This is a genomic window from Pseudomonas sp. LH21, assembly GCF_036549575.1.
Taxonomy (GTDB): domain Bacteria; phylum Pseudomonadota; class Gammaproteobacteria; order Pseudomonadales; family Pseudomonadaceae; genus Aquipseudomonas; species Aquipseudomonas peradeniyensis.
This window is the reverse complement of the sequence record NZ_CP144367.1, coordinates 5,276,022-5,301,096: the sequence shown is the minus strand read 5'-3', so window position 1 is coordinate 5,301,096 and position 25,075 is coordinate 5,276,022. Positions and strand designations below refer to the sequence as shown.

Sequence of the window (25,075 nt, the reverse complement as noted above, 5' to 3'; positions counted from 1 at the left end):
CATTCGCTCGGGGGAATGCCGGCCTCAGGCGCCGGCTTCACCCTCGAGCAGCATGAACAGGCGGTACAGCACCACGGTGCTGAACAGCTGCAGGAAGCCGCTGAGGCTGTCCAGGGCCAGTTGCACGCCGGGCTGCGGCTCGGGGAACAGCTGCAGCAGCAGGCCGTCGATCAGCCACAGCGGCGCCAGCACCGACAGCATGCAGACCATGATGCGCAGGAAGTGCCCGGTGGTCATGCGCGCACTGGTGCGCATCGACTCGATCACCGGCAGGCCGCGCAGCACCAGCAGGTACTCGGCGAACACCAGGTTCACCATGATCCATACGCCGGGGAAGATGAGCAGCGCCAGGCCCGCCATGATCAGCAGCGAACTGATCACGATCAGCAGGGCCAGCATCGGCCACAACTGCAGGGCGCGGGCGAACAGGGCGCGCTTGGCGATGTCCTGGCCGTTGCTACGGGTGTCGAGGTAGAGGATCAGCGCGGCGCTGTACAGCGGGTAGAACAGCAGGCTGACGAGCATGCCATAGGCCGGCGAGGCCTGCTCGCCCAGCTGGCTGTAGAGCAGCTGTGTGCCGAGGGCCTCGAGTACCACCAAGGGCAGGCACAGCTGGAGGATGCTCGTCAGGTGACGGCGGAAGAAGTACAGGGAGTCGCGCAGAACGCTCAGCGGATTCATCGGTCAACATCGCATGGCAGAAAAAGCAGGGCGTAACTTTAGCCCAGTCGGCCCGCTTGCTGAAAAAAGTTTCATGGCCCGGACAATTGAATCGTTCCGCCCGGGCCTCCATCTTTGACGCTGTCCGATGTCCTGTTCAGCGCACGAGGTTGCCCCGATGAACACTGAAGAACAAACCCTGATCGATGGCCTGTTCGGCCGTCTCAAGCAAGCCGAGGACCCGGCCCAGCCGCGCGATGCCCAGGCTCAGGCGCGCATCGAGGAGCACCTGCGCCAGCAGCCGGCGGCGCCTTACTACATGGCTCAGGCGATCCTGGTCCAGGAGGCGGCGCTCAAGCGCCTGGACGAGCAGAACAAGCAGCTCGAGGCCGAGCTGCGCCAGGCGCGCGCGCAAGTGGATGCGAGCCGACCCAGCGGTGGTGGTGGTTTCCTCTCCAGCATCTTCGGCGCGGGAGCCCGCCATCCAGAGCCGCAGCGCCCGGTCGCGCCGCCGCCGACTTCCTCGGGAGGCTGGCGTGAACCGGCGCCCCAGGCCTACGCCCCGCCACCACCGCAGCAGGGCTTCGGCGCGGCGCCCGCCCCGGCGCGCAGCGGCGCCAGCAGCTTCCTCGGCGGTGCCATGCAGACCGCCGCGGGTGTGGCCGGTGGCGTGTTGCTGGCCCAGGGCATCAGCAGCCTGTTCAACCATCATTCGCAGCCTGAAGAAATCGTCGAGGTGATCAAGGAAGAGCCGGCGCCGGCCAGCGACGCTGGCGGCTGGAACGACCAGGACAGCCAGCGCCAGGTGGCGGACAACGGTGGCTGGGGCAATGACCAGGGCGGTTATGCCGATGCCGATTACAGCGGTGACGATGGCGGCTTCTTCTCGGACGACGACTACGTCTGAGGGCTCTGGCATACTGCTGCTTCCTATCGCGGGGCAAGCCCGCTCCCAGGCTTTGGTGGGAGCGGGCTTGCCCCGCGATCGTTTGCCACTGCCAGTAAGAGGCTTCAGGTGAAGAAAATCGCGCTGTTCGCCGATGTGCAGAACCTCTACTACACGGTTCGCCAAGGTCATGGCTGTCATTTCAACTACGCCGCGCTGTGGGCCGAGGTCAGCCGCGAAGGGCAGATCGTCGAGGCGGTGGCCTATGCCATCGACCGTGGTGACAGCAAGCAGCAGCAGTTCCAGCAGATCCTGCGCAACCTTGGGTTCGACGTGCGCCTCAAGCCTTTCATCCAGCGCGCCGATGGCTCGGCCAAGGGCGACTGGGATGTGGGCATCACCCTTGATGTCATCGAGGCGGCGGCGCGGGTCGACCAGGTGGTGCTGGCCTCGGGCGACGGTGATTTCGACTTGTTGCTGGAGCGGGCGATGCAACGCCATGGCGTGGAAACCGTCGTGTACGGTGTGCCGGGGTTGACCGCGTTGTCGGTGATCCGCGCCGCAAGCCGCTACGTGCCTATCGAGGGCCGGCTGCTGCTGCGCCACTGACCTGTCATGCTGCGGGCAGGAAGCGGATGTGGGAGGGCTTCAGCCTTTCTTGCCATTGCCTTCCAGATGCCCCAGCGGCACCCGTCGCGCCACCGCGCTCGACAGGATGATCGACGTCTTGGTGAAGCCCAGTTGCGACACGCGGTTGATCAGTGCTTCCAGTTCACCCATCGAAGTGACGGCCGCCTGCATGATCACGCACGGGTCGCCGGTCACCCGATGGCATTCGGTGAGTTCGGGGATCTTCTCCAAATCCTCGTAGGCCTGCTGGTTGCCATGACTGGCCAGGCGCAGTTCCATCACGCACTGGATCGGCAGGCCGATCTTCTCCAGGTCGACCTTGGCCGTGTAGCCGCTGATCACCCCGCTGGCTTCCAGCTTGGCCACCCGCTCGGCCACCGCCGGGGCCGAAAGATTGACCTGGCGCGCCAGTTGCGCGTAGGTGGCCCGGCCATTTTCCAGCAGGGCGGCGAGGAGCATGCGGTCGTACTTGTCCATGGTGACTCCTGCTGACTTTGCAATCGATTGGAAAGGCACTGCATAACCATGCTTTGCAAAGTGTTTCGGTGTTTTAAACGTGTTTTGTAACTTAAGTTTGCGCCTGGGCCTTTCTAAACTAATCCACCCGTAAACGGATTTCGAGCCCTTGCCATGTCCTCCTCCCGTCGCTTCCCGTTGTTGCTTGTCGGCGCCTTTCTCGCCCTGTACCTGGTCTGGGGCTCGACCTACCTGTTTATTCGCATCGGCGTGGAGTCCTGGCCGCCGATGCTGATGGCCGGGGTGCGGTTCGTGATTGCCGGCAGCCTGCTGTATGGCTTCCTGCGCTGGCGCGGCGTGCCGGCGCCTACCTGGCCCCAGTGGCGCGCGGCCGGGGCGATCGGTTTCCTGCTGCTCAGTTGCGGCAATGGTGGGGTGACCCTGGCCGAGCATGCCGGGGTCGCCTCGGGCGTGGCGGCGTTGGCGGTGGCCACGGTGCCGCTGTTCACCCTGGTGTTCGGCCTGTTCTTCGGCCATCGCAATTCGCGCCTGGAGTGGGCGGGGATCGCCCTCGGGCTGGTCGGTATCGGCATGCTCAACATGGGTTCGAACCTGCAGGCCAGCCCCATGGGCGCGGCGCTGATCCTGTTCGCCGCGGCGGCCTGGGCCTTCGGATCGGTGTGGAGCAAGAGCCTGCCGCTGCCCCAGGGGGCGATGGCCAGTGCCGCGGAAATGCTGGTGGGCGGCGCTGCGTTGCTGATCGGCAGTGCCGTCAGCGGCGAGCGCCTGACCCAGATGCCCACCGCTGCCGGTTGGGGGGCGCTGGCCTACCTGGTGTTCTTCGGCTCGATCCTGGCGTTCAGTTCCTACATGTACCTGCTCAAGCACGTGCGCCCGGCGGCAGCCACCAGCTATGCCTACGTCAATCCTGCGGTGGCGGTGCTGCTGGGGATCGTCTTCGCCGGCGAGCAGATCGGCGCCGAGGAGTGCGTGGCCATGGCGGTGATCATCGGCGCGGTGGTGCTGATCGGCCTGCCGCAGTGGCGCAAGTCGCCGGAGCAGCCCGTGCCGCTTAAAGAAGGGGTATGCAAGTAAATACCGGCCATCGTGGCACTGGGGTAAACTTGCCGCCTTCGCTGAACCCCCTGACGGTATTGCCATGAATTTCGCCCAACTCGGCCTGATCGAACCGCTGCTGCGCACCTTGCAGACGCTGGACTACACCACGCCCACCCCGGTCCAGGCCAAGGCCATCCCTGCGGTGCTCGCCGGCCGCGACCTGATGGCCGCTGCCCAGACCGGCACCGGCAAGACCGCCGGCTTCGCCCTGCCGGTGCTGCAGCGCCTGGCGCTGGAAGGGGAGAAGGTCGCCAGCAACTCGGTGCGCGCGCTGGTGCTGGTGCCGACCCGCGAGCTGGCCGAGCAGGTTCACGCCAACGTGCGTGAGTACGCCGAGAACCTGCCGCTGTCCACCTACGCGGTATACGGTGGCGTCAGCATCAACCCGCAGATGATGCGCCTGCGCCGCGGCGTCGACCTGCTGGTGGCCACCCCGGGCCGTCTGCTCGACCTGTTCCGCCAGAACGCCATCAAGTTCGGCCAGGTGCAGACCCTGGTGCTCGACGAAGCCGACCGCATGCTCGACCTGGGTTTCGCCGAGGAGCTGCAGGCGGTGTACGCAGCGTTGCCGCGCAAGCGCCAGACGTTGCTGTTCTCCGCCACCTTCTCTGACCAGATCCGTATGCTCGCGGGTCTGGCGCTGAACGACCCGCTGAGCATCGAGGTCAGCCCGCGAAATGCCGCTGCCAACACGGTCAAGCAATGGCTGGTGCCGGTGGACAAGAAGCGCAAGGCCGACCTGTTCTGCCACCTGCTGCGCAAGCAGCGCTGGAAGCAGGTGCTGGTGTTCGCCAAGACCCGCAATGGCGTGGATCAGCTGGTCGAGCGTCTGCTGGCCGAGGGCGTGAACGCCGACGGTATCCACGGCGATCGCCCGCAGGCCACCCGCCAGCGCGCCCTGGACAGCTTCAAGGCGCGTGAGGTCCAGGTGCTGGTGGCCACCGATGTGGCCGCCCGCGGCCTGGATATCGATGACCTGCCGCTGGTGGTCAACCTCGATCTGCCGATCGTCGCCGAGGACTATGTGCACCGTATTGGCCGTACCGGTCGCGCGGGCAACAAGGGCGAGGCGATCTCGCTGGTGTGCGCCGACGAGGTGCAACTGCTGGCGTCGATCGAGACGCTGATCCGTCAGGTGCTGCCGCGCCACGAGGAGCCGGACTTCATCCCCGACCACCGGGTGCCGGTGACCGACGCCAGTGGCCAGGTGCTGAAGAAGCCGAAGAAGCCCAAGAAGCCGAAAGAGAACAGCGCCAAGCGTGGCCTGGGGCGCTGGATGGACAGCGAGGAGGCGGGGACTTCGGCGCCGGCGGTCAAGGCCGTGCGCAAGGTGCCGAGCTTTGGGGGCAAGCCGCGTAAGCGTTAAATGGCCTGTAGCCGAAGCACCCTCCGTGGGAGCGGGCTTGACCCGCGATCACCGGCAACGCCGGTGCCATGCGCCGCATCGCGGGGCAAGCCCGCTCCCACGAGTCACATTTGAACCAGTGGATCATGTTTTGTGCATTGAGTGCCTGTTCAGGCTGTCCACGCCAGCCAATCCGCCGCCGCGCTCCCAGCCCGGAATCCACTGGCGAAACACGCCGTCAGCAAGTACCCGCCAGTCGGTGCCTCCCAATCCAGCATCTCCCCCGCGCAGAACACCCCAGGCAGGTTGCGCACCATCAGCCCCTCATCCAACCCTTCGAAGCGCACGCCACCGGCACTGCTGATCGCCTCATCCAGCGGCCGGGTCCTCACCAGCACGATCGGCAATGACTTGATCGCCGCCGCCAGGCGCTCGGGGTCGGCAAAGGTCGCCTGGTCGGTCAGCTCGCGCAACAAGGCCGCCTTCACCCCGTCGATCCCGAGCTGGCCGTGCAGGTGCTTAGCCATCGAGCGTGAGCCCCTGGGCTTGGCAAGGGCCTGGGCAATCTTGTCCACAGGCCGGTCCGGCAGCAGGTCGAGCAGCAGCGTCGCCCGCCCGTCGCGGTCGATCGCTTCACGCAGCGCCGCCGACCAGGCATACACCAGGCTACCCTCCACCCCTTGGGCGGTGAGGATGAATTCGCCCTTGCGCGAGGCGGTGCCAGGCACCCCGAGGGCGATGTTCTTCAGCGGGGCGCCGGCGAACTTGTCCTTGAGCAGATCGCTCCAGCCCTCGACCTCGAAACCGCAGTTGCTCGCCCGCAGCGCAGAGATATCCACACCGCGTTCGGCCAGCAGTGACACCCAGGCGCCGTCCGAGCCCAGGCGCGCCCAGCTGCCGCCACCCAGGGCCAGTACCACGGCATCGGCCCGTACCTGCAACTCGCCTTGTGGATAACTCATCCGCAGGGCGCCATCGGCTGTCCAGCCCAGCCAGCGGTGCCGGGTGTGGATAACCACGCCGGACTCACGCAGGCGCTTGAGCCAGGCACGCAGCAGCGGCGCGGCCTTCATGTCGCGAGGGAACACGCGGCCCGAGGTACCGACGAAGGTTTCGATGCCCAGGGCGTGAATCCATTGGCGCAGGGCTTCGCCGTCGAAGTCGCGCAGCAGCGTGTCGACCTCGACCTGGCGTGCGCCGTAACGGCCGATGAAGGCGGGGTAGGGCTCGGAATGGGTGATGTTCATGCCGCCGACGCCGGCCAGCAGGAACTTGCGGCCCACCGAAGGCATGGCGTCGAACACTTCGACTGCCATCCCGCGCCGGGCCAGGGTCTCGGCGGCCATCAGGCCGGCGGGGCCGCCGCCGATCACGGCGACGAGGGGGCGGGAGGCGGGGCGGGGATCGTTCATGGCGGGCGACAGGCTGTGGAAAAGACCGCGCATTCTACCTCAGCGGGGCCTGCCACGACACTGCTCAAAAAACGACCAACTCTTTGCAGCTCAGGCAGTTAAAGGGCTGGAGCGGCTTTCCCGCAGGTTATCCACAAGCGGTTCCACAGTCATTGTGAACAACCGAGCACCCGCGCCGCGCTGTGGTGGAGGATGCCGTGGCGCCGGGCCAGGGCTTCGCGGTCCTTGCTGTAGCCGCCGCCGATCACGCCCACCACCGGGATGTCGCGGCCCAGGCACTGGCGCAACACGTGTTCGTCGCGGGCGGCCAGGCCTGCGTCGGTCAGTTGCAGGTAGCCCAGGGCGTCGTCCTTGTGCACATCGACGCCGGCGTCGTACAGCACCAGGTCGGGCTGGTACAGCGGCAGCAGGTAATTCAGCGCGTCTTCGACCACCTTGAGGTAGGCATCGTCGTGCATGCCGCGGGGCAGGGGGATGTCCCAGTCGCTCTGGGCCTTGCGTGCCGGGAAGTTCTGCTCGCAGTGCAGCGACACGGTGATCGCCTCCGGCGTGTCGTGGAGCATGCGCGCGGTGCCATCGCCCTGGTGCACGTCGCAGTCGAAGATCAGCACCCGGTGCACGCGACCGGCCTCCAGCAGGTAGCGGCTGATCACCGCCAGGTCGTTGAAGATGCAGAAACCGGCCGGGTGATCGTAGTGGGCGTGATGGGTGCCGCCGGCCAGGTGGCAGGCGATGCCGTGTTGCAGCGCCTGCTCGGCGGTCAGCAGCGAACCGCCCACGGCGCGCACGGTGCGCCGGGCCAGGGCTTCGCTCCAGGGCAGGCCGAGGCGGCGCTGGTCCTCGCGGGACAGTTCGCCGTTCATGTAGCGCTCGATGTAGTCGCGGTCATGGGCCAGGGCGAGGATGTCGTTGGGGCAGATCTCGGGGCGCAGCAGGGCGGCGTCGGTGGTCAGGCCGCTGTCCACCAGGTGATCGCGCAACAGGCGGAACTTGTCCATCGGGAAACGATGGTCCGGTGGGAACTCGGGGCTGTAGTCGTCGTGGTAGATCAGCGGCAGGGGCATGGTGTCGGCGCGGTAGGGGCGAGCACCGATCTTGCCAGCTTTGGTGGCTTCTGTGGGAGCGGGTTCACCCGCGATCACCCGCGTAGCGGGTGCCAGAGACCGCGCTGGCTGCTTCGCGGGTAAACCCGCTCCCACAGGGGCTGGCGAATTGCCGATAGCCGATCACTTGTCGGCCGAGGCCAGTACCCTTTGCCAGTCCGGTTCGTTCATCCGTCCAAGGATTCGCGCCTTGCCGTTGCCATCCACCGACACGAACAGCGCGCTGGCATAACCGCTCTCGCGCTCGCCGCCCGGTACATGCTGCTGGCGGGCGAAGTGATCGATGCAACCGTTGTGGGTCACCAGCACCAGGTTGTGCCCGGGCCGCTTGCGGGCCATGGCCTCGGCCGGGAACGGGTGGTCGCAGCGCTCCAGCCAGTCTTCACTGGTCACGGCCTGGCCGAGGATGAAGTGCGCGGTCTGGCGGGTGCGCAGCTTCGGGCTGCTGAGCAGGTCGGCGCCGGCCAGCCCCAGTTGCTGCAGGCCCTGGCCGACCCGTTGCGCCGCCTGGCTGCCGGACAGGGTGATGCCGGTCGGATCGTCCAGGCACGGCCCCGGGGCACTGTCGCAGCGTTCGGCATGGCGAATCATCACGATCACCGCGCCTTCCTTCCAGTCCTGCAGCAGGCCGCTGTCGCTCAACTGTTGCTCGTTGCCAAGGTTCACGATGTGCGTCCTCGTCGCTAGCCAGGTGCTGGCCCCGACCAGTGCCAGGAGCAGGCCGATGGCAGCGCTGATCGTGGTGCGCGAGCGGCGGCGTTTGCGGGGGGCCAGCAGGGCCGGGTTGTGCAGGGTGTTGCTGGGGTGCATGCGTCACTCCGATGGCAATGCGGCGTCGACGAAGGCCGCGGTAGTGTCGGCATTGTGCGAAGCGGTCTGTCGGGGGGCGGTGAAGCCGATGTGAAAAAAGCATCGGCTGGCCGATGCGCGCGGCCTACGCTGTACACTGCCAGACCGTGATTTCGGAGCCGTGCCGATGACCCCCCTCCTGGAACTGGAAAGCCCGCGCCTGGTCTTGCGCCAATGGCAGGATGACGACCTGCGCGAGTTCGCCGCCCTGTGCGCCGACCCGCAGGTGATGCGCTATTTCCCCGCGCCGATGACCCGGGTCGAGGCGGCGGCGCTGATCGGCCGCATCCGTGGCCATTTCAACGAGTACGGCTTCGGCCTGTGGGCCCTGGAGCGCAAGGACAGCGGCGCCTTCATCGGCATGACCGGCCTGCTCAACGTCAACTTCGACGCCCCGTTCGGCCCGGCGGTGGAGATCGGCTGGCGCCTGGCCCGTCGCCACTGGGGTCTGGGCTTCGCCAGCGAGGCGGCCTGGGCCTGCCTGCGCTGTGCCTTCGCCCAGCTGCACCTGGACGAGGTGGTGTCGTTCACCACCGAGGCCAACCTGCCGTCGCAGAAGGTGATGCAGGCCATCGGCATGGTCCAGGACCTGGCGGGCAGCTTCGAGCACCCGCGCCTGCCCGTCGGCGACCCGCTGCGCCCCCATGTGCTGTACCGCATCGACCGCGAGCGTTGGCAACAGAACCTGCGCGGCTGAATAGGTCGCCATTCGTACGACGGGACGAACGGCAAAACCCTGTATCATTCGCCGGTATAACCGCGCCGTATTGCCTTGCCAGGAGAACCCCATGAGCCACGTACTCGACGATCTGGTCGACTTGCTGAGCCTCGAGTCCATCGAGGAGAACCTGTTCCGCGGACGCAGCCAGGACCTGGGCTTCCGCCAGCTGTACGGTGGCCAGGTGCTCGGCCAGTCGCTGTCGGCGGCCAGCCAGACGGTCGAGGACGCCCGCCACGTGCATTCGCTGCACGGGTACTTCCTGCGCCCGGGCGATGCCAGCATGCCGGTGGTCTATTCGGTGGACCGCGTGCGCGACGGCGGCAGCTTCAGCACCCGGCGGGTCACGGCGATCCAGAAGGGCCAGCCGATCTTCACCTGCAGCGCCTCGTTTCAGTACGACGAGGATGGTTTCGAGCACCAGGCGCAGATGCCGGACGTGGTCGGCCCGGAAAACCTGCCCAGCGAAGTCGAGCTGGCCAGTGCCATGGCCGACAAGCTGCCCGAGCGCATCCGCGAAAAGGTGCTGTGCGCCAAGCCCATCGAGATCCGCCCGATCACCGAGCGTGATCCGTTCGACCCCAAGCCGGGCGAGCCAATCAAGTACGCCTGGTTCCGCGCCGATGGCAACCTCCCGGACATCCCGGCGCTGCACAAGTACCTGCTGGCCTATGCCTCGGACTTCGGCCTGCTGACCACATCCTTGCTGCCCCATGGCAAGTCGGTGTGGCGCAAGGACATGCAGATCGCCAGCCTCGACCATTCGCTGTGGTTCCACCGTGACCTGCGCGCCGACGAGTGGCTGCTGTACGCCACCGACAGCCCCTGGGCCGGCAATGCCCGCGGCTTCTGCCGTGGCAGCATCTTCAACCGCGCCGGGCAGCTGGTGGCCTCGTCCACCCAGGAAGGCCTGATCCGCCATCGCAAGGACTGGGCATGAACCTGGGGGACATTCGCCACTGGGTGTTCGACATGGATGGCACCCTGACGGTCGCCGTGCATGACTTCGCGGCCATCCGCGAGGCGCTCGACATTCCGTCCGACCACGACATCCTCACCCACCTGGCTGCCTTGCCGGCGGCGGAAGCGGCGGCCAAGCATGCCTGGCTGCTGGAACACGAGCGCGACCTGGCGATTGCCTCGAAGGCCGCGGACGGCGCGGTGGAGCTGGTGCGTGAGCTGGCCGGGCGTGACTGCCGGCTGGCCATCCTCACCCGCAATGCCCGCGAACTGGCCCATGTCACCCTCGAGGCCATCGGCCTGGCCGACTGCTTCCCGGTCGAGCACATCCTCGGGCGCGACGAGGCGGCGCCCAAGCCCAGCCCTGACGGGCTGCTGCAGATCGCCCGGGCCTGGGACGTGAGCCCAGCTGAAATGGTGATGGTCGGTGACTACCGCTTCGACCTCGACTGTGGCCGGGCCGCAGGCACCCGCACCGTATTGGTCAACCTGCCGGACAACCCATGGCCGCATCTGGCCGACTGGCATGCGGCCGATTGCTGGGCGTTGAGGGCGTTGCTCGGCTGACGGCCCACGATCCACTGTAGGAGCGGCCTTGTGCCGCGAAAGGGCCGCGCAGCGGCCCCAGCTATCTTGGCTCTAACATCAAGCCGGGGCTGCTTCGCAGCCCTTTCGCGACACAAGGCCGCTCCTACAGGGGAATGGTGTCACCTTGGCGATGGCTTGCCCCCGCGATCACCCAGACCTGTCTAAGCTGCACTGCACCTTTTCCCACGATGGAGACCCACCCATGACCACCAAGGCCCTCTACGTCCTGCCCGGCGGCGGCTACGACAAGGTCCAGGCCGGCACCTGCGAAACCGCCGCGCCCAAGGCCGGCGAGATCACCGTGCGCCTGCACGCCAGTTCCCTCAACTATCACGATTTCGCCGTGGTCAGCGGCATGTGGGGGCCGAGCGAGCGGCGCATCCCCATGGCCGACGGCGCTGGCGAGGTGATTGCGGTGGGCGCCGGGGTCAGCGAGTTCCAGGTCGGTGATACGGTGGTCAGCACCTTCTTCCCCGACTGGCTCGATGGGCAGGCCCAGGTCGAGGGCTTTGCCAGCGTGCCGGGTGACGGCATCGACGGCTATGCCCGTGAACAGGTAACCGCCCGGGCCACCTCTTTCACCTTCGCGCCCAAGGGCTACAGCCATGCCGAGTCGGCGACCCTGACCACCGCCGGCCTCACCGCCTGGCGCGCCCTGATGAGCGATGACCACCTCAAACCTGGCGACAGCGTGCTGGTGCAGGGCACCGGTGGCGTGTCGATCTTCGCCCTGCAATTCGCCAAGCTGGCCGGCGCCACGGTGATCGCCACCTCGTCCAGCGATGCCAAGCTGGAGCGTCTCAAGGCGCTTGGCGCAGATCACCTGATCAACTACAAGACCACGCCCGTCTGGGGCGAAAAGGTCCGTGCGCTGACCGACGGACGCGGCGTGGACCATGTGATCGAAGTCGGTGGCCCGGCCACGCTGGAGCAGTCGATGATCGCCGCGCGCATCGGTGGGCATGTGTCGCTGATCGGCATCCTCACCGGCGTGGCCGGGCAGCTGCCGCTGGTGCAGGCACTGGTGCGGCAGATCCGCCTGCAGGGCGTGCTGGTGGGCAGCCGCGCCCAGCAGCAGGCGATGGTCCGCGCCATCGACGCCAATGGCCTGCGGCCGGTGGTGGACAAGCATTTCGAGCTGGAGCAGATGGTCGAGGCCTTCAAGTACCAGGAGAGCAACAAGCATTTCGGCAAGATCTGCCTGACCTGGTGACGTGGGAGCAGGCTTGCCCCGCGACTCAGGTATGCGAGAGCAATGGAAACATCAGCACCTGCCCATCGACACGGGTAGGTGCCGCTCCCCAGACGAACAGCGCATCATCGTTATCCACAACACGCGCCGCGAAGCCTTCGCAGTTCAGCGGCGCGAACCCCAGCACCACCTCCCGCGTGGTTGAGGTGACCAGCTCGGCCAGCACATCGGCCAGCGCCAGTTCGCGTTCGCAGAACACGTCCACCAGCACCATCCGCTCGCCATCCTGTTCCATCACCACATAGGCCTCGTGCGCTGAGGAATGGAACACGGCCTCCCGGTATGGCCCATCGCAATAGAACATCGTCAGCGGCACATTCGGCATCAGGCTCAATCGCGCCTGTGGACAACTCTTTTCCACCGCATCGATGAAGCGTTGGCGTTGATCGCCATCATCCAGGTTCACCAGGTGGAAGGTCGTGGCCCGTGGTTGCGCCGACCAGGGCTGGTAGTACTCGTGTTCGACCACTCGGCGAAAACCGAACCTGGGATAGAGATCCAGCACCGTGCTGTTGGCGAACAGGTACAGCAGGTCGCAGTTACCTGCCCAGCGCTCCACCAGCACCTCCATCAGGTAACGGCTGTAGCCACGTCCCTGTGCTTCGGGCGCGGTCATTACCGTACCGATCTGGACGCAACGCAGGGGCTGGCCATCCAGGGTGAAGTCGAGCAGGTTGGCCGAGGCGTTGGCCAGCATCTTCCCGTCGCGAACCAGCGAGCACGGCTGGTTGTCGGCTTGCCAGAAGCCGGCCTGGTACCAGGCTTCGAAGTCGAAGCCGTAGGTCTGGCGGGTGAGGGTGTTGAGTTCGGCGCGCAGGTGCGGGTCGTCGCGGTAGTGCTCGACCTGCGTGAGTGCGGGGTCGTCGAGGAGGGGGGCCATGGCGTCCATACCTGTCCGTGAAGTGAGGGTGAACGTTAACCGCAGCGTGGATGAAAAGTTGTAAGGGTTTGTACCCGGACGCGGCGCGGTCTTCACTCCGGCACCAGCCGATCCCGGCTGTTGGACAGATGCAGGCACATGGCTGCCCGCGCCGCGTCCGGGTCCTGCCGGCGGATGGCGTTGAGGATCGCCTCGTGCTCCAGGTTCGCCAGGTACGCGTGCCTGGCCAGCCTGGCCCCGGCGCGTTCGGCCTGGGCGATACGATTGCGGGGAATCAGCGCCGTCCCCAGGTGCGCCATCATCTCGCCGAAATACAGGTTGCCGGTGGCCTCGGCGATCAGCAAGTGAAAGCGCCGGTCGGCTTCGATGCAGCTATCACCGGCGGCGGCCAGGTCCTGGTAGTCGTCCAGCGCCTGGCGCATCTGCGCCAGCTGGCGCTCGTCGCGACGCAGGGCGGCGAGGGCGGCGGCCTGGCCTTCCAGGCCGAGGCGCAACTCCAGCAGGTCGCGCACGCTGGCCGCGCTTTCCGGACCCACCCGCAGCCCGGACTGGGCCTGGCGCTCGATGACGAAGGTGCCGATGCCGTGGCGTGTTTCCACCAGGCCCGAGGCCTGAAGTTTCGATAGTGCCTCGCGGACCACGGTGCGGCTGATGGCGTGGTCGCGCACCAGGGTGTTTTCCGAGGGAAGTCGGTCGCCCGGTGCGTAGGTGCCGAGGAGGATCTGCTGGGTCAGGCGGGAGACCAGGTCGTGGGCGCGGGACATCAGAGGTTCTCAGGTGATGTGAGCTTGCCTGGCGATTGCCATGGAGGCTGCATGAGCATCGTCAATCTACTTGTATGACAAGTTGGGCGCAAAGATTTTTTTGATCTGGAAATTGGCTACCTATTGTCAGCGTCAGTGTTCTAATTTTTGGATATTTAACCGATCTTATCCATTAAATAGCTTGTATTTTGCGATTTATCTGAAAAAATGCCGTTGTCGTACAACTTCCTCGGGAATATGCTTTCTCTCACCTGGAGGTCAGACAACTCGCTGTCCACCACCAGCCCCCCAATAAAAACAATGAGTGGGAGCCCCCATGAACGACACCCCAGATCCGTCTGCGCACGCGCTCGCCAGCGCCGTGGCCAAGGTCAAGCGCCATGTCCTGCCGCTGTTCGTCATCATGTTCATCGTCAACTACCTGGACCGCGTCAACATCGGCTTCGTCCGCCCGCACCTGGAAAGCGACCTGGGCATCAGCGCGGCGGCCTACGGCTTCGGCGCCGGCCTGTTCTTCATCGGCTATGCGCTGTTCGAAGTGCCGTCGAACATGCTCCTGCAGCGGGTCGGCGCGCGCCTGTGGCTGACCCGCATCATGTTTACCTGGGGGCTGGTGGCCACGGCCATGGCTTTCGTGCAGACCGAAACCCAGTTCTACGTGCTGCGTTTTCTGCTTGGAGTGGCAGAGGCCGGGTTCTTCCCCGGGGTGATCTACTACTTCACCCGCTGGCTGCCGGCCGCCGAGCGTGGCAAGGCCATCGCCATCTTCCTCAGCGGCTCGGCCTTCGCCTCGCTGATCTCCGGGCCTCTGGCCGGGGCGCTGATGCAGATCCAGGGCATGGGGATGCACGGTTGGCAATGGATGCTGTTCATCGAAGGCATGGCCTCGGTTTTGCTGTGCTTCTTCGTGTTCTTCTGGCTCGACTCCAAGCCCCATGACGCCAAATGGCTGAGCCGCGAAGAGCAAGACGCGCTGGTGGCCGCCATCGACTTGGAGCAACGCGAACGCGAGGCCGGCGGCATGACCAAGGTCTCGGCCTGGCGCCTGCTCAAGGACCGCCAGATCGTGCTGTTCTGCCTGATCTACTTCTGCATCCAGCTGACCATCTACGCCGCGACCTTCTGGCTGCCGAGCATCATCAAGCGCATGGGCGATTTGAGTGATCTGCAGGTTGGCTTTTTCAACTCGATCCCCTGGCTGATCTCGATCATCGCCATGTACGCCTTCGCCGCCTGTGCCAAGCGCTGGAAGTTCCAGCAGGCCTGGGTCGCTGCGGCACTGCTGGTGGCGGCTTGCGGCATGTTCATGTCCACCACCGGTGGTCCGGTGTTCGCCTTCGTCGCGGTGTGCTTCGCCGCCATCGGCTTCAAGGCCGCCTCGTCACTGTTCTGGCCGATCCCCCAAGGCTACCTGGATGCACGCATCGCCGCGGCGGTCATCGCCCTGATCAACTCGGTGGGCAACCTCGGCGGCTTTGTCGCGCCGACCACCTTCGGTTTGCTCGAGCAACAGACCGGCTCGATCCAGGGCGGCCTGTACGGCCTGGCGGTGACCTCTGTGCTGGCCGCCATTGCCGTGTTCTTCGTGCGCATGCGTCCCAAGGGCGCGGCTTCCCCTGACCTCAAGGCCGCTTCGGCCAACTGACCCCGAGAGAGATCTCCATGAACATGCAGACAACCCCCCAGGCTCACCTCGGCACGCCAGTGGTCACCGACCTGCGGGTGATTCCGGTGGCCGGACACGACAGCATGCTGCTCAACCTCAGTGGCGCCCATGGCCCGTTCTTCACCCGCAATGTCGTGGTGCTGCGCGACAGCGCCGGCAACACCGGGCTGGGCGAGGTGCCCGGCGGCGAGAAGATCCGCCAGACCCTCGAGGATGCCCGCGCCCTGGTGGTCGGCCAGCCTATCGGGCACTACCAGCGCGTGCTCAACGCCATGCGCCAGGTTTTTGCCAACCGTGATGCGGGTGGCCGCGGGTTGCAGACCTTCGATCTGCGCATCACCGTGCACGCCGTCACCGCCATCGAGTCGGCCCTGCTCGACCTGCTTGGGCAGCACCTGGGCGTGCCCATGGCCGCCCTGTTGGGCGAAGGCCAGCAGCGCGAGGCGGTCAAGATGCTGGGGTACCTGTTCTACATCGGTGATCGTCGGCGTACTGACCTTGCGTATCGCAACGAGGCCGATGCCGACGACGCCTGGTTCAGGCTGCGCCATGAGCAGGCCCTGACCCCGGAAACAGTGGTGCGCCTGGCCGAGGCGGCCCAGGCCCGCTATGGCTTCAACGACTTCAAGCTCAAGGGCGGCGTGCTGCGCGGCGAGGAGGAGATGGAGGCGGTCACGGCGCTGGCCGAGCGCTTCCCCGAGGCGCGCATCACCCTTGATCCCAATGGCGCCTGGTCACTCAAGGAGGCCATCGCCCTGTGCCGCGACAAGCACGCCGTGCTGGCCTATGCCGAGGACCCATGCGGTGCCGAGAACGGCTATTCCGGGCGTGAGGTCATGGCCGAGTTCCGTCGCGCCACTGGCCTGCCCACCGCCACCAACATGATCGCCACCGACTGGCGGCAGATGGGCCATGCGATCCAGTCCCAGGCGGTGGACATCCCTCTGGCCGACCCGCATTTCTGGACCTTGCAGGGATCGGTGCGGGTGGCGCAGATGTGCCATGACTGGGGACTGACCTGGGGCTCGCATTCGAACAATCACTTCGACATCTCACTGGCGATGTTCACCCAGGTGGCGGCAGCTGCGCCCGGCGAGATCACCGCAATCGACACCCACTGGATCTGGCAGGACGGCCAGCGCCTGACCCGCGAACCGCTGCGCATCATCGATGGCCATGTGCGTGTGCCGGAGCGTCCGGGGCTCGGAGTCGAACTGGACGAGGACCAGTTGGCCAAGGCCCATGAGTGCTATCGCAACATGGGACTGGGGGCTCGGGATGACAGCGTGGCCATGCAGTACCTGATCCCGGGGTGGACTTTCGATAACAAGCGGCCGTGCCTGGTGCGCTGATCGAACACGTACCGGCCTTGTCGCGGGGCAAGCCCGCTCTCACGAGCAATGCGTGGCGTGGGAGCGGGCTTGCCCCGCGATAGGGCCGGTAGGGACCCTGCAAACATTTCCTGCTGCCACCGGTGTTTCCGGTCGGGCGTAGGCAGACGCCCGTGCAGCACCGCCCCGGCCCGCCGGGGCTTTTTTCGTTTACGCCGCCTTTGCGTACACCACCACCGCCGCCCGCAACTTGCGCCCGCCGAACAGGCTCATGCGCTGGAACTCCTGGTGGCTGACCGGCAGGTGCTGGCAGTCCAGGGCCTGGCGGTGGCGAGCGTGGTCGGTGTCGGGGTCGTGCAGGTAGACGAAGTCGTCGTCGCAGGCGGTGACCAGCACCCAGTGCGGCGCCTTGCTGCCGGTCAACCGGTAGTTGCTGATCAGCACCAGCGCCAGGCCGCCTTCGGCCAGCACCCGGGGCAGATTCGGCGCCTGCCGGGCGATGACCACGTCGCTTTCCTGCAGCTCGGCGCAGAAGTCCTCATGGACCAGGCGCATGACCTCCTTCTTGCCGGGCTGGCGCACGCCATCGAGAAACAGCGGCCCCTCGGTATTGAGCCGTAGTTGCACGCGAAACCCCCGGCGCCAGGCGGCCAGCGCCAGCCCGTGAGGGCTGCAGCCGCCGTGGCCGGAGGTCATGAACACAGTGGTCGCCTCGCGCCACAGGCGCAGTTCCTCGCGACGGCTCGGCGGGCGCTGCGGTTGCAGCGCGGCCATGGCCATCAGCAGGCAGGCCGGGCCGCAGGTGAAGTCGGTGGTCTGGGCGTAGTAGGGGACCGGTCGCGTCTCGCCCGCCGGGTGCTGGAGGATGCGCTTCTCGTAACGCAGGGCGCTGGTGTGGTCCTCGTAGTAGTCGTCGACCTGGGCGAAGCGCCGGTAGCCATGGCGTTCGTACAGGGCAATGGCCTTGGGATTGTCGGTGCGCACCTCAAGCCGCAGGTAGGCGCGCTCGTGCTCCAGGGCGCAGCGCTCGGCCTGTTCCAGCAGACGGGCGCCAAGGCCATGGCCACGCGCCTGTTCGGCAATGGCGATGGAATACAGCCGGGCCAGCGAGGTGCCGCGGTGGAACAGCAGCAATGCATAGCCCATCAGCTGGCCGTCGCGTTGCGCCACCAGCAGGCTGGCATTGGCGTGGGACAGCATCCAGCGAAAGCTGCGCGGGGTCAGCCGGTCGAGGGCGAAGCACTGGTTCTCCAGCGCCAGCAGGGCCGGCAGGTCGTCAACAGTTGCCAGGCGAAATTCGATGTGCATAGGGCCGCCGTAAAAGTTGCGTAATGAAACGGGACATTCGAAAAACTTCGTGCTTAATAGAAACCGTGTCTACCCAACACAGGGCTTCAAACATGTCATCGTTTCAGGAACCCTTACCTGGCCGGCCCGGGGAAAGTTCACACTCAAGTACAACTGGTGTTATTTATCCACTGACCCTGGATAACAAGTCAAGTCAGCTGGTGATCATCGTGGAGCGGCGTGAAGACTGGGCTTCTTACCTGCCCAGCGAGGATGTCGTGACGGCCCAGGAGTACCTGGAAGAGCCACGCGAGGCCGATAACGGCAAGCGTGTCCAGGTCATAAATCTATGTCGTAATTATAAATATCTAGGTCACGGTTATTATTGTTCGTTATTGGCCGAGGCGCGCGGGCATAAAGTCATTCCCTCGGTCAGAAGTATCAGTGAGTTGACCCGCAAGTCGTTATACGGATTGGCCCTCGACGACATGGCGCGCAGCCTCGAGAGTGCCCTGGCCAATCACCCCTACGGCGAAACCGAAGGGTTCACCCTGACCCTGTATTTCGGCCGTACCGATCTGGAACCGCTGCAGGACATCGCCCGCCAGCTGTTCGAAAGTTTCCCGTGCCCGATCCTGCTGGTGGAGTTCCGCAAGACCAGCGCCTGGCATATCGCCGGGGTCAAGGCCGGCGCGCTGCACAAGTTGCGTGAAGACCAGCAGGACCCCTTCGCCAACGCCCTCGATGGCTTCAGCCGCCGGATCTGGCGCCAGCCTCGCTCGCGGCGGGTGGCGCGTTACGACCTGGCGATCCTCCACGACCCCGATGAGGCGTTGCCGCCATCCAACCCCAAGGCGCTGGAGCACTTCATTCGTGCCGGTCGCCAACTGGGGGTCGACGTCGAGCTGATCGGCAAGAAGGACTACGCCCGCCTGGCCGAATACGACGCGCTGTTGATCCGCGAGACCACCAGCGTCGACAACCACACCTATCGCTTCGCCAAGAAGGCCGAGAGCGAAGGGCTGGTGGTGATGGACGACCCGGCTTCGATCCTGCGCTGCACCAACAAGGTCTACCTGACCGACCTGCTGCGCAGCCATCGCCTGGCCATGCCGGCCAGCGAGATCCTCTACCGCGACAACCCCCAGGCGCTGGAAGGCATCGGCGAGCGGCTGGGCTTTCCGCTGGTGCTGAAGATTCCCGACGGCTGTTTCTCCCGGGGCGTGATCAAGGTCAAGGACCCCGCCGAACTCCAGGCCGCCACTGCCGAACTGTTCGAGCACTCGGTGCTGCTGCTGGCCCAGGAATACCTCTACACCGAATACGACTGGCGTATCGGCGTGCTCAACCGCAAGCCGATCTTCGCCTGCCAGTACTTCATGTCCAAGGGCCACTGGCAAATCTTCAACCACCAGGCCCAGCGCGACGAGGTCAACGGCGAGTGCCGCACCCTGGCCGTGCACGAGGCGCCGCGTGCGGTGGTGGAGCTGGCGGTGAAGGCCGCCAACCTGATCGGCGATGGCCTGTACGGCGTCGACCTCAAGCAGGTCGGTGATCGGGTGGTGGTGATCGAGGTCAACGACAACCCCAACCTCGATGCCGGCATCGAAGACGCCTACCTGCACGACGACCTCTACACCCTGGTGCTGGAGGAATTCATCCGCCGCCTGGAGCAGAAGCGCCGGGGGCAAGCCTGGTAACGAGGTGCTGGCATGATCGAAAGCTACAGCCTGGCCCATGGTCAGTTGCGCAAGCGCGAGGGGCTCGATTGCGAGGTGCTGCTGTTCGTCGAACCGGACAGTGCCGAGCGTGAACTGTTGCAGGCGTGGTTCCACCTGGATGCCCACGCCCTGGCTTCGGCGCTGGACCCGGACGAGGTGTCGCGCATCGAACTGCACCGCGATGGCCTGTTCCTGATCTGGAAGCGCCCGGAGAGCTACACCGGGGGAGACAGCTTCGCCTTCCAGGTGTCTTCGTTCGGCATGCTGATGGTCGACGGCCACCTGGTGCTGATCGCCCCGGACGCCTCCCTGCTCGACGGCCTCGGGCAGCGCCATGCGCTGCACGATCCGATGGATGTGTTGTTGGCCATCCTGCTGGACAACCTGCACCACTACCTGGGACACCTGAAGGTGATCAAGATGGTTGCCCGCGAACTGCAGCAACGCTTCGAGCAGTCGCTGGAGAACCACCACCTGATGCAGATGTTCAACCTCAGCGAGAGCCTGATCCACTACATCAACGCCATCCACAGCAATGGCGCGGTGCTCTCGCGCCTGCGCGCCCATGGCGAGAAGCGTCATTTCAACCCCGAGGTGCTGGCGCTGATCGACGACCTGGTCATCGAGAACAACCAGTGCCACAAGCAGGCCGAGATCTACTCGACGGTGTTCGCCGGCTTGATGGACGCCCGTGGCAACCTGGCCAACAACGCGATGAACGAGACCCTGCGCAAGCTCACCCTGATCAACGTGGTGTTCCTGCCGCTGAACCTGATCGCCAGTATTGGCGGCATGTCCGAGTTCAGCATGATGACCGCGGGCGTGCCGTGGTGGCTGGCGTATGCCTTGCTGGTGCTGGCGATGATGCTGTTGGGCGTGTTCATGGTGCTGGCGCTCAAGCGCCTGGCCCGTGGGCGTCGTCCTGTCGTGACCCCTGCGCAAACCGAGCGCCCCGTTGCGCGGCCGAGCCCCTCATTCCCTGGTATCGCCAATTGGAGAACGCCATGAGCAACCTGCAGATCGGCCTGATGATCGTCACGGTGATCGTGGTGTTCGCGGTGGTGAACTTCTACTGGGACTACCTGCGTGACCGCGACTGACGCAAACAGGCATGCCGAGGGGCTTGACTGACGTGCATGGGTACGCGGTGTCGTGATCGAACAGTTGTCTGACGTTTTCGAGCATTTTGCTCGCGCCGCGCCCGGCTTAAAGTGAAGCCCGCATCCCCACGGTGCGTTGCCCGGGCGCTTGAGAAGGCCGTAACAGAGCGTGCGCAACGTACTCCACCCTTAGCCGAGGAGACCGTTTCGCCCGCGCCTGCCCGTCCCTTCCTTGTGTCAGCAAAAAGAGAACAAGACCAATGAACACCGTGGGAACTGATGGCAACCTTGCTCAAGGTTTCAAGCCACGTCACGTAACGATGCTGTCCATTGCCGGCATCATCGGCGCGGGGCTCTTCGTCGGCTCCGGGCACGCCATCTCGGCGGCCGGTCCGGCCACCATCCTCTCCTATTTCGTGGCCGGCACCTTGGTGGTGCTGGTCATGCGCATGCTCGGCGAAATGGCCGTGGCCCACCCCGACACCGGCTCGTTCTCCACCTACGCCGACCAGGCCATCGGCCGCTGGGCCGGCTACACCATCGGCTGGCTGTACTGGTGGTTCTGGGTGCTGGTGATCCCCATCGAGGCACTGGCTGCCGGGCACGTGCTCAACGCCTGGTTCCCCCAGGTGGACAGCTGGATCTTCGCCCTGGCCTCGGTACTGCTGCTGGCCTGCACCAACCTGTTCAGCGTGGCCAAGTACGGTGAATTCGAGTTCTGGTTCGCCATTCTCAAGGTCACCGCCATTCTCGGCTTCATCGGCCTGGGCTTCGCCGCGCTGGCGGGCTGGTTGCCGGAGCGCGAGGTCAGTGGGCTGAGCACGCTGGTGGACGAGCACGGCGGCTTCGCGCCCAAGGGCTGGTCCGCGGTGGTCGGCGCCTTCATCACCGTGATGTTCAGCTTCATCGGCACCGAGGCAGTGACCATCGCCGCCTCCGAGTCCAGCGACCCGGCGCGCAATATCGCCAAGGCCACCCGCTCGGTGATCTGGCGCATCAGCACCTTCTATATATTGTCGATCTTCGTGATCATCTCGGTGGTGCCGTGGAATGACCCGCAGTTGGCGGTGGTGGGTTCCTACCAGCGCGCGCTGGAAATCATGAACATCCCCAACGCGGCGCTGATGGTCGACTTCGTGGTGCTGATCGCGGTAACCAGCTGCATGAACTCTTCTATCTATATCGCCTCGCGGATGATGTACTCGCTGGCCAAGCGGGGTGATGCGCCGGCCTTGCTGAAGAACACTTCCAAGGTGGGTGTCCCGCGCGCCGCGGTGTTCGGCAGCACCCTGATCGGCGCGGCCATCGCCATCCTCAACTACTTCGCGCCCAAGGGCGTGTTCGAGTTCCTGCTGGCCAGTTCCGGGGCCATCGCCCTGCTGGTGTACCTGGTGATCGCCATTTCGCAACTGCGCATGCGTGGGCGGCTGGAGCGCGAGAACGCCAACCTCAAGTTCCGCATGTGGCTGTTCCCCTGGCTGACCTGGGCAGTGATCCTGTTCATCAGTGGCGCCCTGGCCGTGATGATGTTCACCGAGGAGCACCGCGCTGAGGTGACTGCCACCCTGAGCCTGGCGATCGTGATCTCGTTCCTGGGGATCGTCACCACGCGCGGCCATTCCCGCAGGGCAGTAGAGGTGCGTTCGGCAGGATAACCAGTGGCGCCCACGCCGAAACCGCGTCGAACCAACAAGACGGACCAGGAGGGATTGGCCCGAAACAGATGTAGGAGCGGCCTTGTGCCGCGATGCGCCGCGCGGGCGGCGCTCGATCTGATAGGCGCTGCAAGGGCTGCGGCGAGCATCTGGAGGCCCCCGACGCGGTGTTTTCCCCCGATATTTCACTTTAATGAAATTAACGGTTGACGCCCTGTCAGATCCCCTTATAATGCGCCCCACTTCCGACGTGGTCGAAACGCAAAACCTCTTTTTAATCAATAGGTTGGATGTTTCAGGTAGTATCGGAGGTGCTTCGATCGCCAGATCGGCAGCGGCGAAAAAGGCAGTTGACAGCAGGTTGTAACGCTGTATGATTCGCCTCCCGCTACGAGAGATCGCAGCGAGTCAAGTGTTTGAAGTGAAACGAAAAACTTCAAAATAAACGCTTGACACGAAATGAGGAAAGCGTAGAATGCGCGCCTCGGTTGAGATGAAAAGCGCTTAACCAAACGCTCTTTAACAAATTGAATCAAGCAATTCGTGTGGGTGCTTGTGAGTACGGACTGATAGTCGCCAAGATTATCAGCATCACAAGTGGCCATGCGAGAAATCACATAGTCATTTGAGATTGCTGAGCCAAGTTTAGGGTTTCTTAAAAACCCAAGCAGTATTGAACTGAAGAGTTTGATCATGGCTCAGATTGAACGCTGGCGGCAGGCCTAACACATGCAAGTCGAGCGGATGACGGGAGCTTGCTCCTTGATTCAGCGGCGGACGGGTGAGTAATGCCTAGGAATCTGCCTGGTAGTGGGGGACAACGTTTCGAAAGGAACGCTAATACCGCATACGTCCTACGGGAGAAAGCAGGGGACCTTCGGGCCTTGCGCTATCAGATGAGCCTAGGTCGGATTAGCTAGTAGGTGAGGTAATGGCTCACCTAGGCGACGATCCGTAACTGGTCTGAGAGGATGATCAGTCACACTGGAACTGAGACACGGTCCAGACTCCTACGGGAGGCAGCAGTGGGGAATATTGGACAATGGGCGAAAGCCTGATCCAGCCATGCCGCGTGTGTGAAGAAGGTCTTCGGATTGTAAAGCACTTTAAGTTGGGAGGAAGGGCAGTAAGTTAATACCTTGCTGTTTTGACGTTACCGACAGAATAAGCACCGGCTAACTCTGTGCCAGCAGCCGCGGTAATACAGAGGGTGCAAGCGTTAATCGGAATTACTGGGCGTAAAGCGCGCGTAGGTGGTTCGTTAAGTTGGATGTGAAAGCCCCGGGCTCAACCTGGGAACTGCATCCAAAACTGGCGAGCTAGAGTATGGTAGAGGGTGGTGGAATTTCCTGTGTAGCGGTGAAATGCGTAGATATAGGAAGGAACACCAGTGGCGAAGGCGACCACCTGGACTGATACTGACACTGAGGTGCGAAAGCGTGGGGAGCAAACAGGATTAGATACCCTGGTAGTCCACGCCGTAAACGATGTCAACTAGCCGTTGGAATCCTTGAGATTTTAGTGGCGCAGCTAACGCATTAAGTTGACCGCCTGGGGAGTACGGCCGCAAGGTTAAAACTCAAATGAATTGACGGGGGCCCGCACAAGCGGTGGAGCATGTGGTTTAATTCGAAGCAACGCGAAGAACCTTACCAGGCCTTGACATGCAGAGAACTTTCCAGAGATGGATTGGTGCCTTCGGGAACTCTGACACAGGTGCTGCATGGCTGTCGTCAGCTCGTGTCGTGAGATGTTGGGTTAAGTCCCGTAACGAGCGCAACCCTTGTCCTTAGTTACCAGCACGTTATGGTGGGCACTCTAAGGAGACTGCCGGTGACAAACCGGAGGAAGGTGGGGATGACGTCAAGTCATCATGGCCCTTACGGCCTGGGCTACACACGTGCTACAATGGTCGGTACAGAGGGTTGCCAAGCCGCGAGGTGGAGCTAATCTCACAAAACCGATCGTAGTCCGGATCGCAGTCTGCAACTCGACTGCGTGAAGTCGGAATCGCTAGTAATCGCAAATCAGAATGTTGCGGTGAATACGTTCCCGGGCCTTGTACACACCGCCCGTCACACCATGGGAGTGGGTTGCACCAGAAGTAGCTAGTCTAACCTTCGGGAGGACGGTTACCACGGTGTGATTCATGACTGGGGTGAAGTCGTAACAAGGTAGCCGTAGGGGAACCTGCGGCTGGATCACCTCCTTAATCGAAGACATCAGCCTGCTGATGAGCTCCCACACGAATTGCTTGATTCATTGTGTAAAGACGATGCTGTAACGCGACCCTGTTATAGGTCTGTAGCTCAGTTGGTTAGAGCGCACCCCTGATAAGGGTGAGGTCGGCAGTTCAAATCTGCCCAGACCTACCAATTACTTGGTGCGGCTGGTCAAATGGGGCCATAGCTCAGCTGGGAGAGCGCCTGCCTTGCACGCAGGAGGTCAGCGGTTCGATCCCGCTTGGCTCCACCACTCTTTCAGGTTTCGCAGCACTGCTCAGAACTTAGAAATGAACATTCGTTGATGAATGTTGATTTCTGACTTTTGTCAGATCGTTCTTTAAAAATTCGGATATGTGATAGATAGACTGAATGCCAGTTTCACTGCTGGTTATTCAGGCTAAGGTAAAATTTGTGAGTTCTGCTCAGCAATGAGCGAAATGCGAATTTTCGGCGAATGTCGTCTTCACA

General features: G+C 64.1%; 21 protein-coding genes, 2 tRNA genes and 1 rRNA gene. 16 read left to right on the top strand and 8 right to left on the bottom strand.

Going from position 1 to position 25,075, the window contains the following annotated elements; all coding sequences use genetic code 11:
- Window positions 1-24 precede the first annotated feature (24 nt).
- Window positions 25-681, bottom strand: a complete 657-nt coding sequence (locus VUG52_RS24170) for a YciC family protein (protein ID WP_050707032.1) — start codon at window positions 679-681, stop codon at window positions 25-27.
- 157 nt (window positions 682-838) lie between these two features.
- On the opposite strand from VUG52_RS24170, the gene VUG52_RS24165 reads away from it, so the two are divergent.
- The gene (locus VUG52_RS24165; protein ID WP_050707031.1) at window positions 839-1,567 is read left to right on the top strand and encodes a DUF2076 domain-containing protein; all 729 of its coding nucleotides are present in this window, start codon (window positions 839-841) and stop codon (window positions 1,565-1,567) included.
- A gap of 108 nt (window positions 1,568-1,675) precedes the next feature.
- Entirely contained in the window at window positions 1,676-2,155 is a 480-nt protein-coding gene (locus VUG52_RS24160; protein WP_050707030.1) for an NYN domain-containing protein, read from the top strand.
- Between the two features lie 39 nt (window positions 2,156-2,194).
- Here VUG52_RS24160 and VUG52_RS24155 read toward each other — a convergent pair whose 3' ends face one another.
- The gene (locus VUG52_RS24155) at window positions 2,195-2,653 is read right to left on the bottom strand and encodes an Lrp/AsnC family transcriptional regulator (RefSeq protein ID WP_050707029.1); all 459 of its coding nucleotides are present in this window, start codon (window positions 2,651-2,653) and stop codon (window positions 2,195-2,197) included.
- Window positions 2,654-2,806: 153 nt separating this feature from the next.
- On the opposite strand from VUG52_RS24155, the gene yedA reads away from it, so the two are divergent.
- Both yedA and VUG52_RS24145 read left to right on the top strand, forming a co-directional pair.
- On the top strand, window positions 2,807-3,727 hold the full coding sequence (gene yedA, locus VUG52_RS24150) for a drug/metabolite exporter YedA (protein ID WP_050707028.1): 921 nt from the start codon (window positions 2,807-2,809) through the stop codon (window positions 3,725-3,727).
- Window positions 3,728-3,791: 64 nt separating this feature from the next.
- Window positions 3,792-5,117, top strand: a complete 1,326-nt coding sequence (locus VUG52_RS24145) for a DEAD/DEAH box helicase (protein ID WP_050707027.1) — start codon at window positions 3,792-3,794, stop codon at window positions 5,115-5,117.
- A gap of 149 nt (window positions 5,118-5,266) precedes the next feature.
- On the opposite strand, the gene VUG52_RS24140 is transcribed toward VUG52_RS24145, so the two are convergent.
- From VUG52_RS24140 to VUG52_RS24130, 3 genes are all read right to left on the bottom strand, one after another.
- Window positions 5,267-6,508, bottom strand: coding sequence for a TIGR03862 family flavoprotein (locus VUG52_RS24140; RefSeq protein ID WP_220689945.1), 1,242 nt, complete (start codon window positions 6,506-6,508; stop codon window positions 5,267-5,269).
- 149 nt (window positions 6,509-6,657) lie between these two features.
- Window positions 6,658-7,572, bottom strand: coding sequence for a histone deacetylase family protein (locus tag VUG52_RS24135; protein WP_050707024.1), 915 nt, complete (start codon window positions 7,570-7,572; stop codon window positions 6,658-6,660).
- Between the two features lie 162 nt (window positions 7,573-7,734).
- Window positions 7,735-8,421, bottom strand: a complete 687-nt coding sequence (locus VUG52_RS24130; RefSeq protein WP_050707023.1) for a histidine phosphatase family protein — start codon at window positions 8,419-8,421, stop codon at window positions 7,735-7,737.
- 166 nt (window positions 8,422-8,587) lie between these two features.
- On the opposite strand from VUG52_RS24130, the gene VUG52_RS24125 reads away from it, so the two are divergent.
- The 4 genes from VUG52_RS24125 to VUG52_RS24110 all read left to right on the top strand — a co-directional run bounded on the left by VUG52_RS24125 (window position 8,588) and on the right by VUG52_RS24110 (window position 11,939).
- On the top strand, window positions 8,588-9,157 hold the full coding sequence (locus VUG52_RS24125) for a GNAT family N-acetyltransferase (RefSeq protein WP_050707022.1): 570 nt from the start codon (window positions 8,588-8,590) through the stop codon (window positions 9,155-9,157).
- A 91-nt stretch (window positions 9,158-9,248) separates the two neighbouring features.
- On the top strand, window positions 9,249-10,118 hold the full coding sequence (gene tesB, locus VUG52_RS24120; protein ID WP_050707021.1) for an acyl-CoA thioesterase II: 870 nt from the start codon (window positions 9,249-9,251) through the stop codon (window positions 10,116-10,118).
- On the top strand, window positions 10,115-10,705 hold the full coding sequence (locus tag VUG52_RS24115) for an HAD family hydrolase (protein WP_050707020.1): 591 nt from the start codon (window positions 10,115-10,117) through the stop codon (window positions 10,703-10,705). Before tesB ends, VUG52_RS24115 begins: the two co-directional genes overlap by 4 nt.
- A gap of 223 nt (window positions 10,706-10,928) precedes the next feature.
- On the top strand, window positions 10,929-11,939 hold the full coding sequence (locus VUG52_RS24110; protein WP_331832177.1) for a zinc-dependent alcohol dehydrogenase family protein: 1,011 nt from the start codon (window positions 10,929-10,931) through the stop codon (window positions 11,937-11,939).
- Between the two features lie 25 nt (window positions 11,940-11,964).
- Here VUG52_RS24110 and VUG52_RS24105 read toward each other — a convergent pair whose 3' ends face one another.
- Window positions 11,965-12,858 (bottom strand): GNAT family N-acetyltransferase, encoded by an 894-nt coding sequence (locus VUG52_RS24105; protein WP_162232983.1) that lies wholly within the window; start codon window positions 12,856-12,858, stop codon window positions 11,965-11,967.
- A 92-nt stretch (window positions 12,859-12,950) separates the two neighbouring features.
- Complete coding sequence (locus tag VUG52_RS24100) at window positions 12,951-13,622, bottom strand: FadR/GntR family transcriptional regulator (RefSeq protein WP_050707017.1); 672 nt, start codon at window positions 13,620-13,622, stop codon at window positions 12,951-12,953.
- 316 nt (window positions 13,623-13,938) lie between these two features.
- On the opposite strand from VUG52_RS24100, the gene VUG52_RS24095 reads away from it, so the two are divergent.
- Window positions 13,939-15,267, top strand: a complete 1,329-nt coding sequence (locus VUG52_RS24095) for an MFS transporter (protein WP_050707016.1) — start codon at window positions 13,939-13,941, stop codon at window positions 15,265-15,267.
- A gap of 17 nt (window positions 15,268-15,284) precedes the next feature.
- The gene (gene gudD / locus VUG52_RS24090; RefSeq protein WP_050707015.1) at window positions 15,285-16,640 is read left to right on the top strand and encodes a glucarate dehydratase; all 1,356 of its coding nucleotides are present in this window, start codon (window positions 15,285-15,287) and stop codon (window positions 16,638-16,640) included.
- A 189-nt stretch (window positions 16,641-16,829) separates the two neighbouring features.
- Here gudD and VUG52_RS24085 read toward each other — a convergent pair whose 3' ends face one another.
- The gene (locus tag VUG52_RS24085) at window positions 16,830-17,927 is read right to left on the bottom strand and encodes a peptidase C39 family protein (RefSeq protein ID WP_050707014.1); all 1,098 of its coding nucleotides are present in this window, start codon (window positions 17,925-17,927) and stop codon (window positions 16,830-16,832) included.
- Window positions 17,928-18,019: 92 nt separating this feature from the next.
- Here VUG52_RS24085 and VUG52_RS24080 point away from each other — a divergent pair, with 92 nt between their 5' ends.
- The 6 genes from VUG52_RS24080 (at window position 18,020) to VUG52_RS24055 (ending at window position 24,857) form a co-directional block, all read left to right on the top strand.
- The gene (locus tag VUG52_RS24080) at window positions 18,020-19,606 is read left to right on the top strand and encodes a RimK family protein (protein ID WP_082337823.1); all 1,587 of its coding nucleotides are present in this window, start codon (window positions 18,020-18,022) and stop codon (window positions 19,604-19,606) included.
- 12 nt (window positions 19,607-19,618) lie between these two features.
- On the top strand, window positions 19,619-20,635 hold the full coding sequence (locus VUG52_RS24075; RefSeq protein WP_050707013.1) for a magnesium transporter CorA family protein: 1,017 nt from the start codon (window positions 19,619-19,621) through the stop codon (window positions 20,633-20,635).
- A 352-nt stretch (window positions 20,636-20,987) separates the two neighbouring features.
- Window positions 20,988-22,382: a GABA permease gene (gabP, locus tag VUG52_RS24070; protein WP_050707012.1), complete on the top strand. Its 1,395-nt coding sequence runs from the start codon at window positions 20,988-20,990 to the stop codon at window positions 22,380-22,382.
- Window positions 22,383-23,057: 675 nt separating this feature from the next.
- Window positions 23,058-24,594: ribosomal RNA gene (locus tag VUG52_RS24065) — 16S ribosomal RNA — on the top strand.
- An 86-nt stretch (window positions 24,595-24,680) separates the two neighbouring features.
- Window positions 24,681-24,757: transfer RNA gene (locus tag VUG52_RS24060), tRNA-Ile, on the top strand.
- Between the two features lie 24 nt (window positions 24,758-24,781).
- Window positions 24,782-24,857 (top strand) — tRNA-Ala (locus VUG52_RS24055).
- Window positions 24,858-25,075 lie beyond the last annotated feature (218 nt).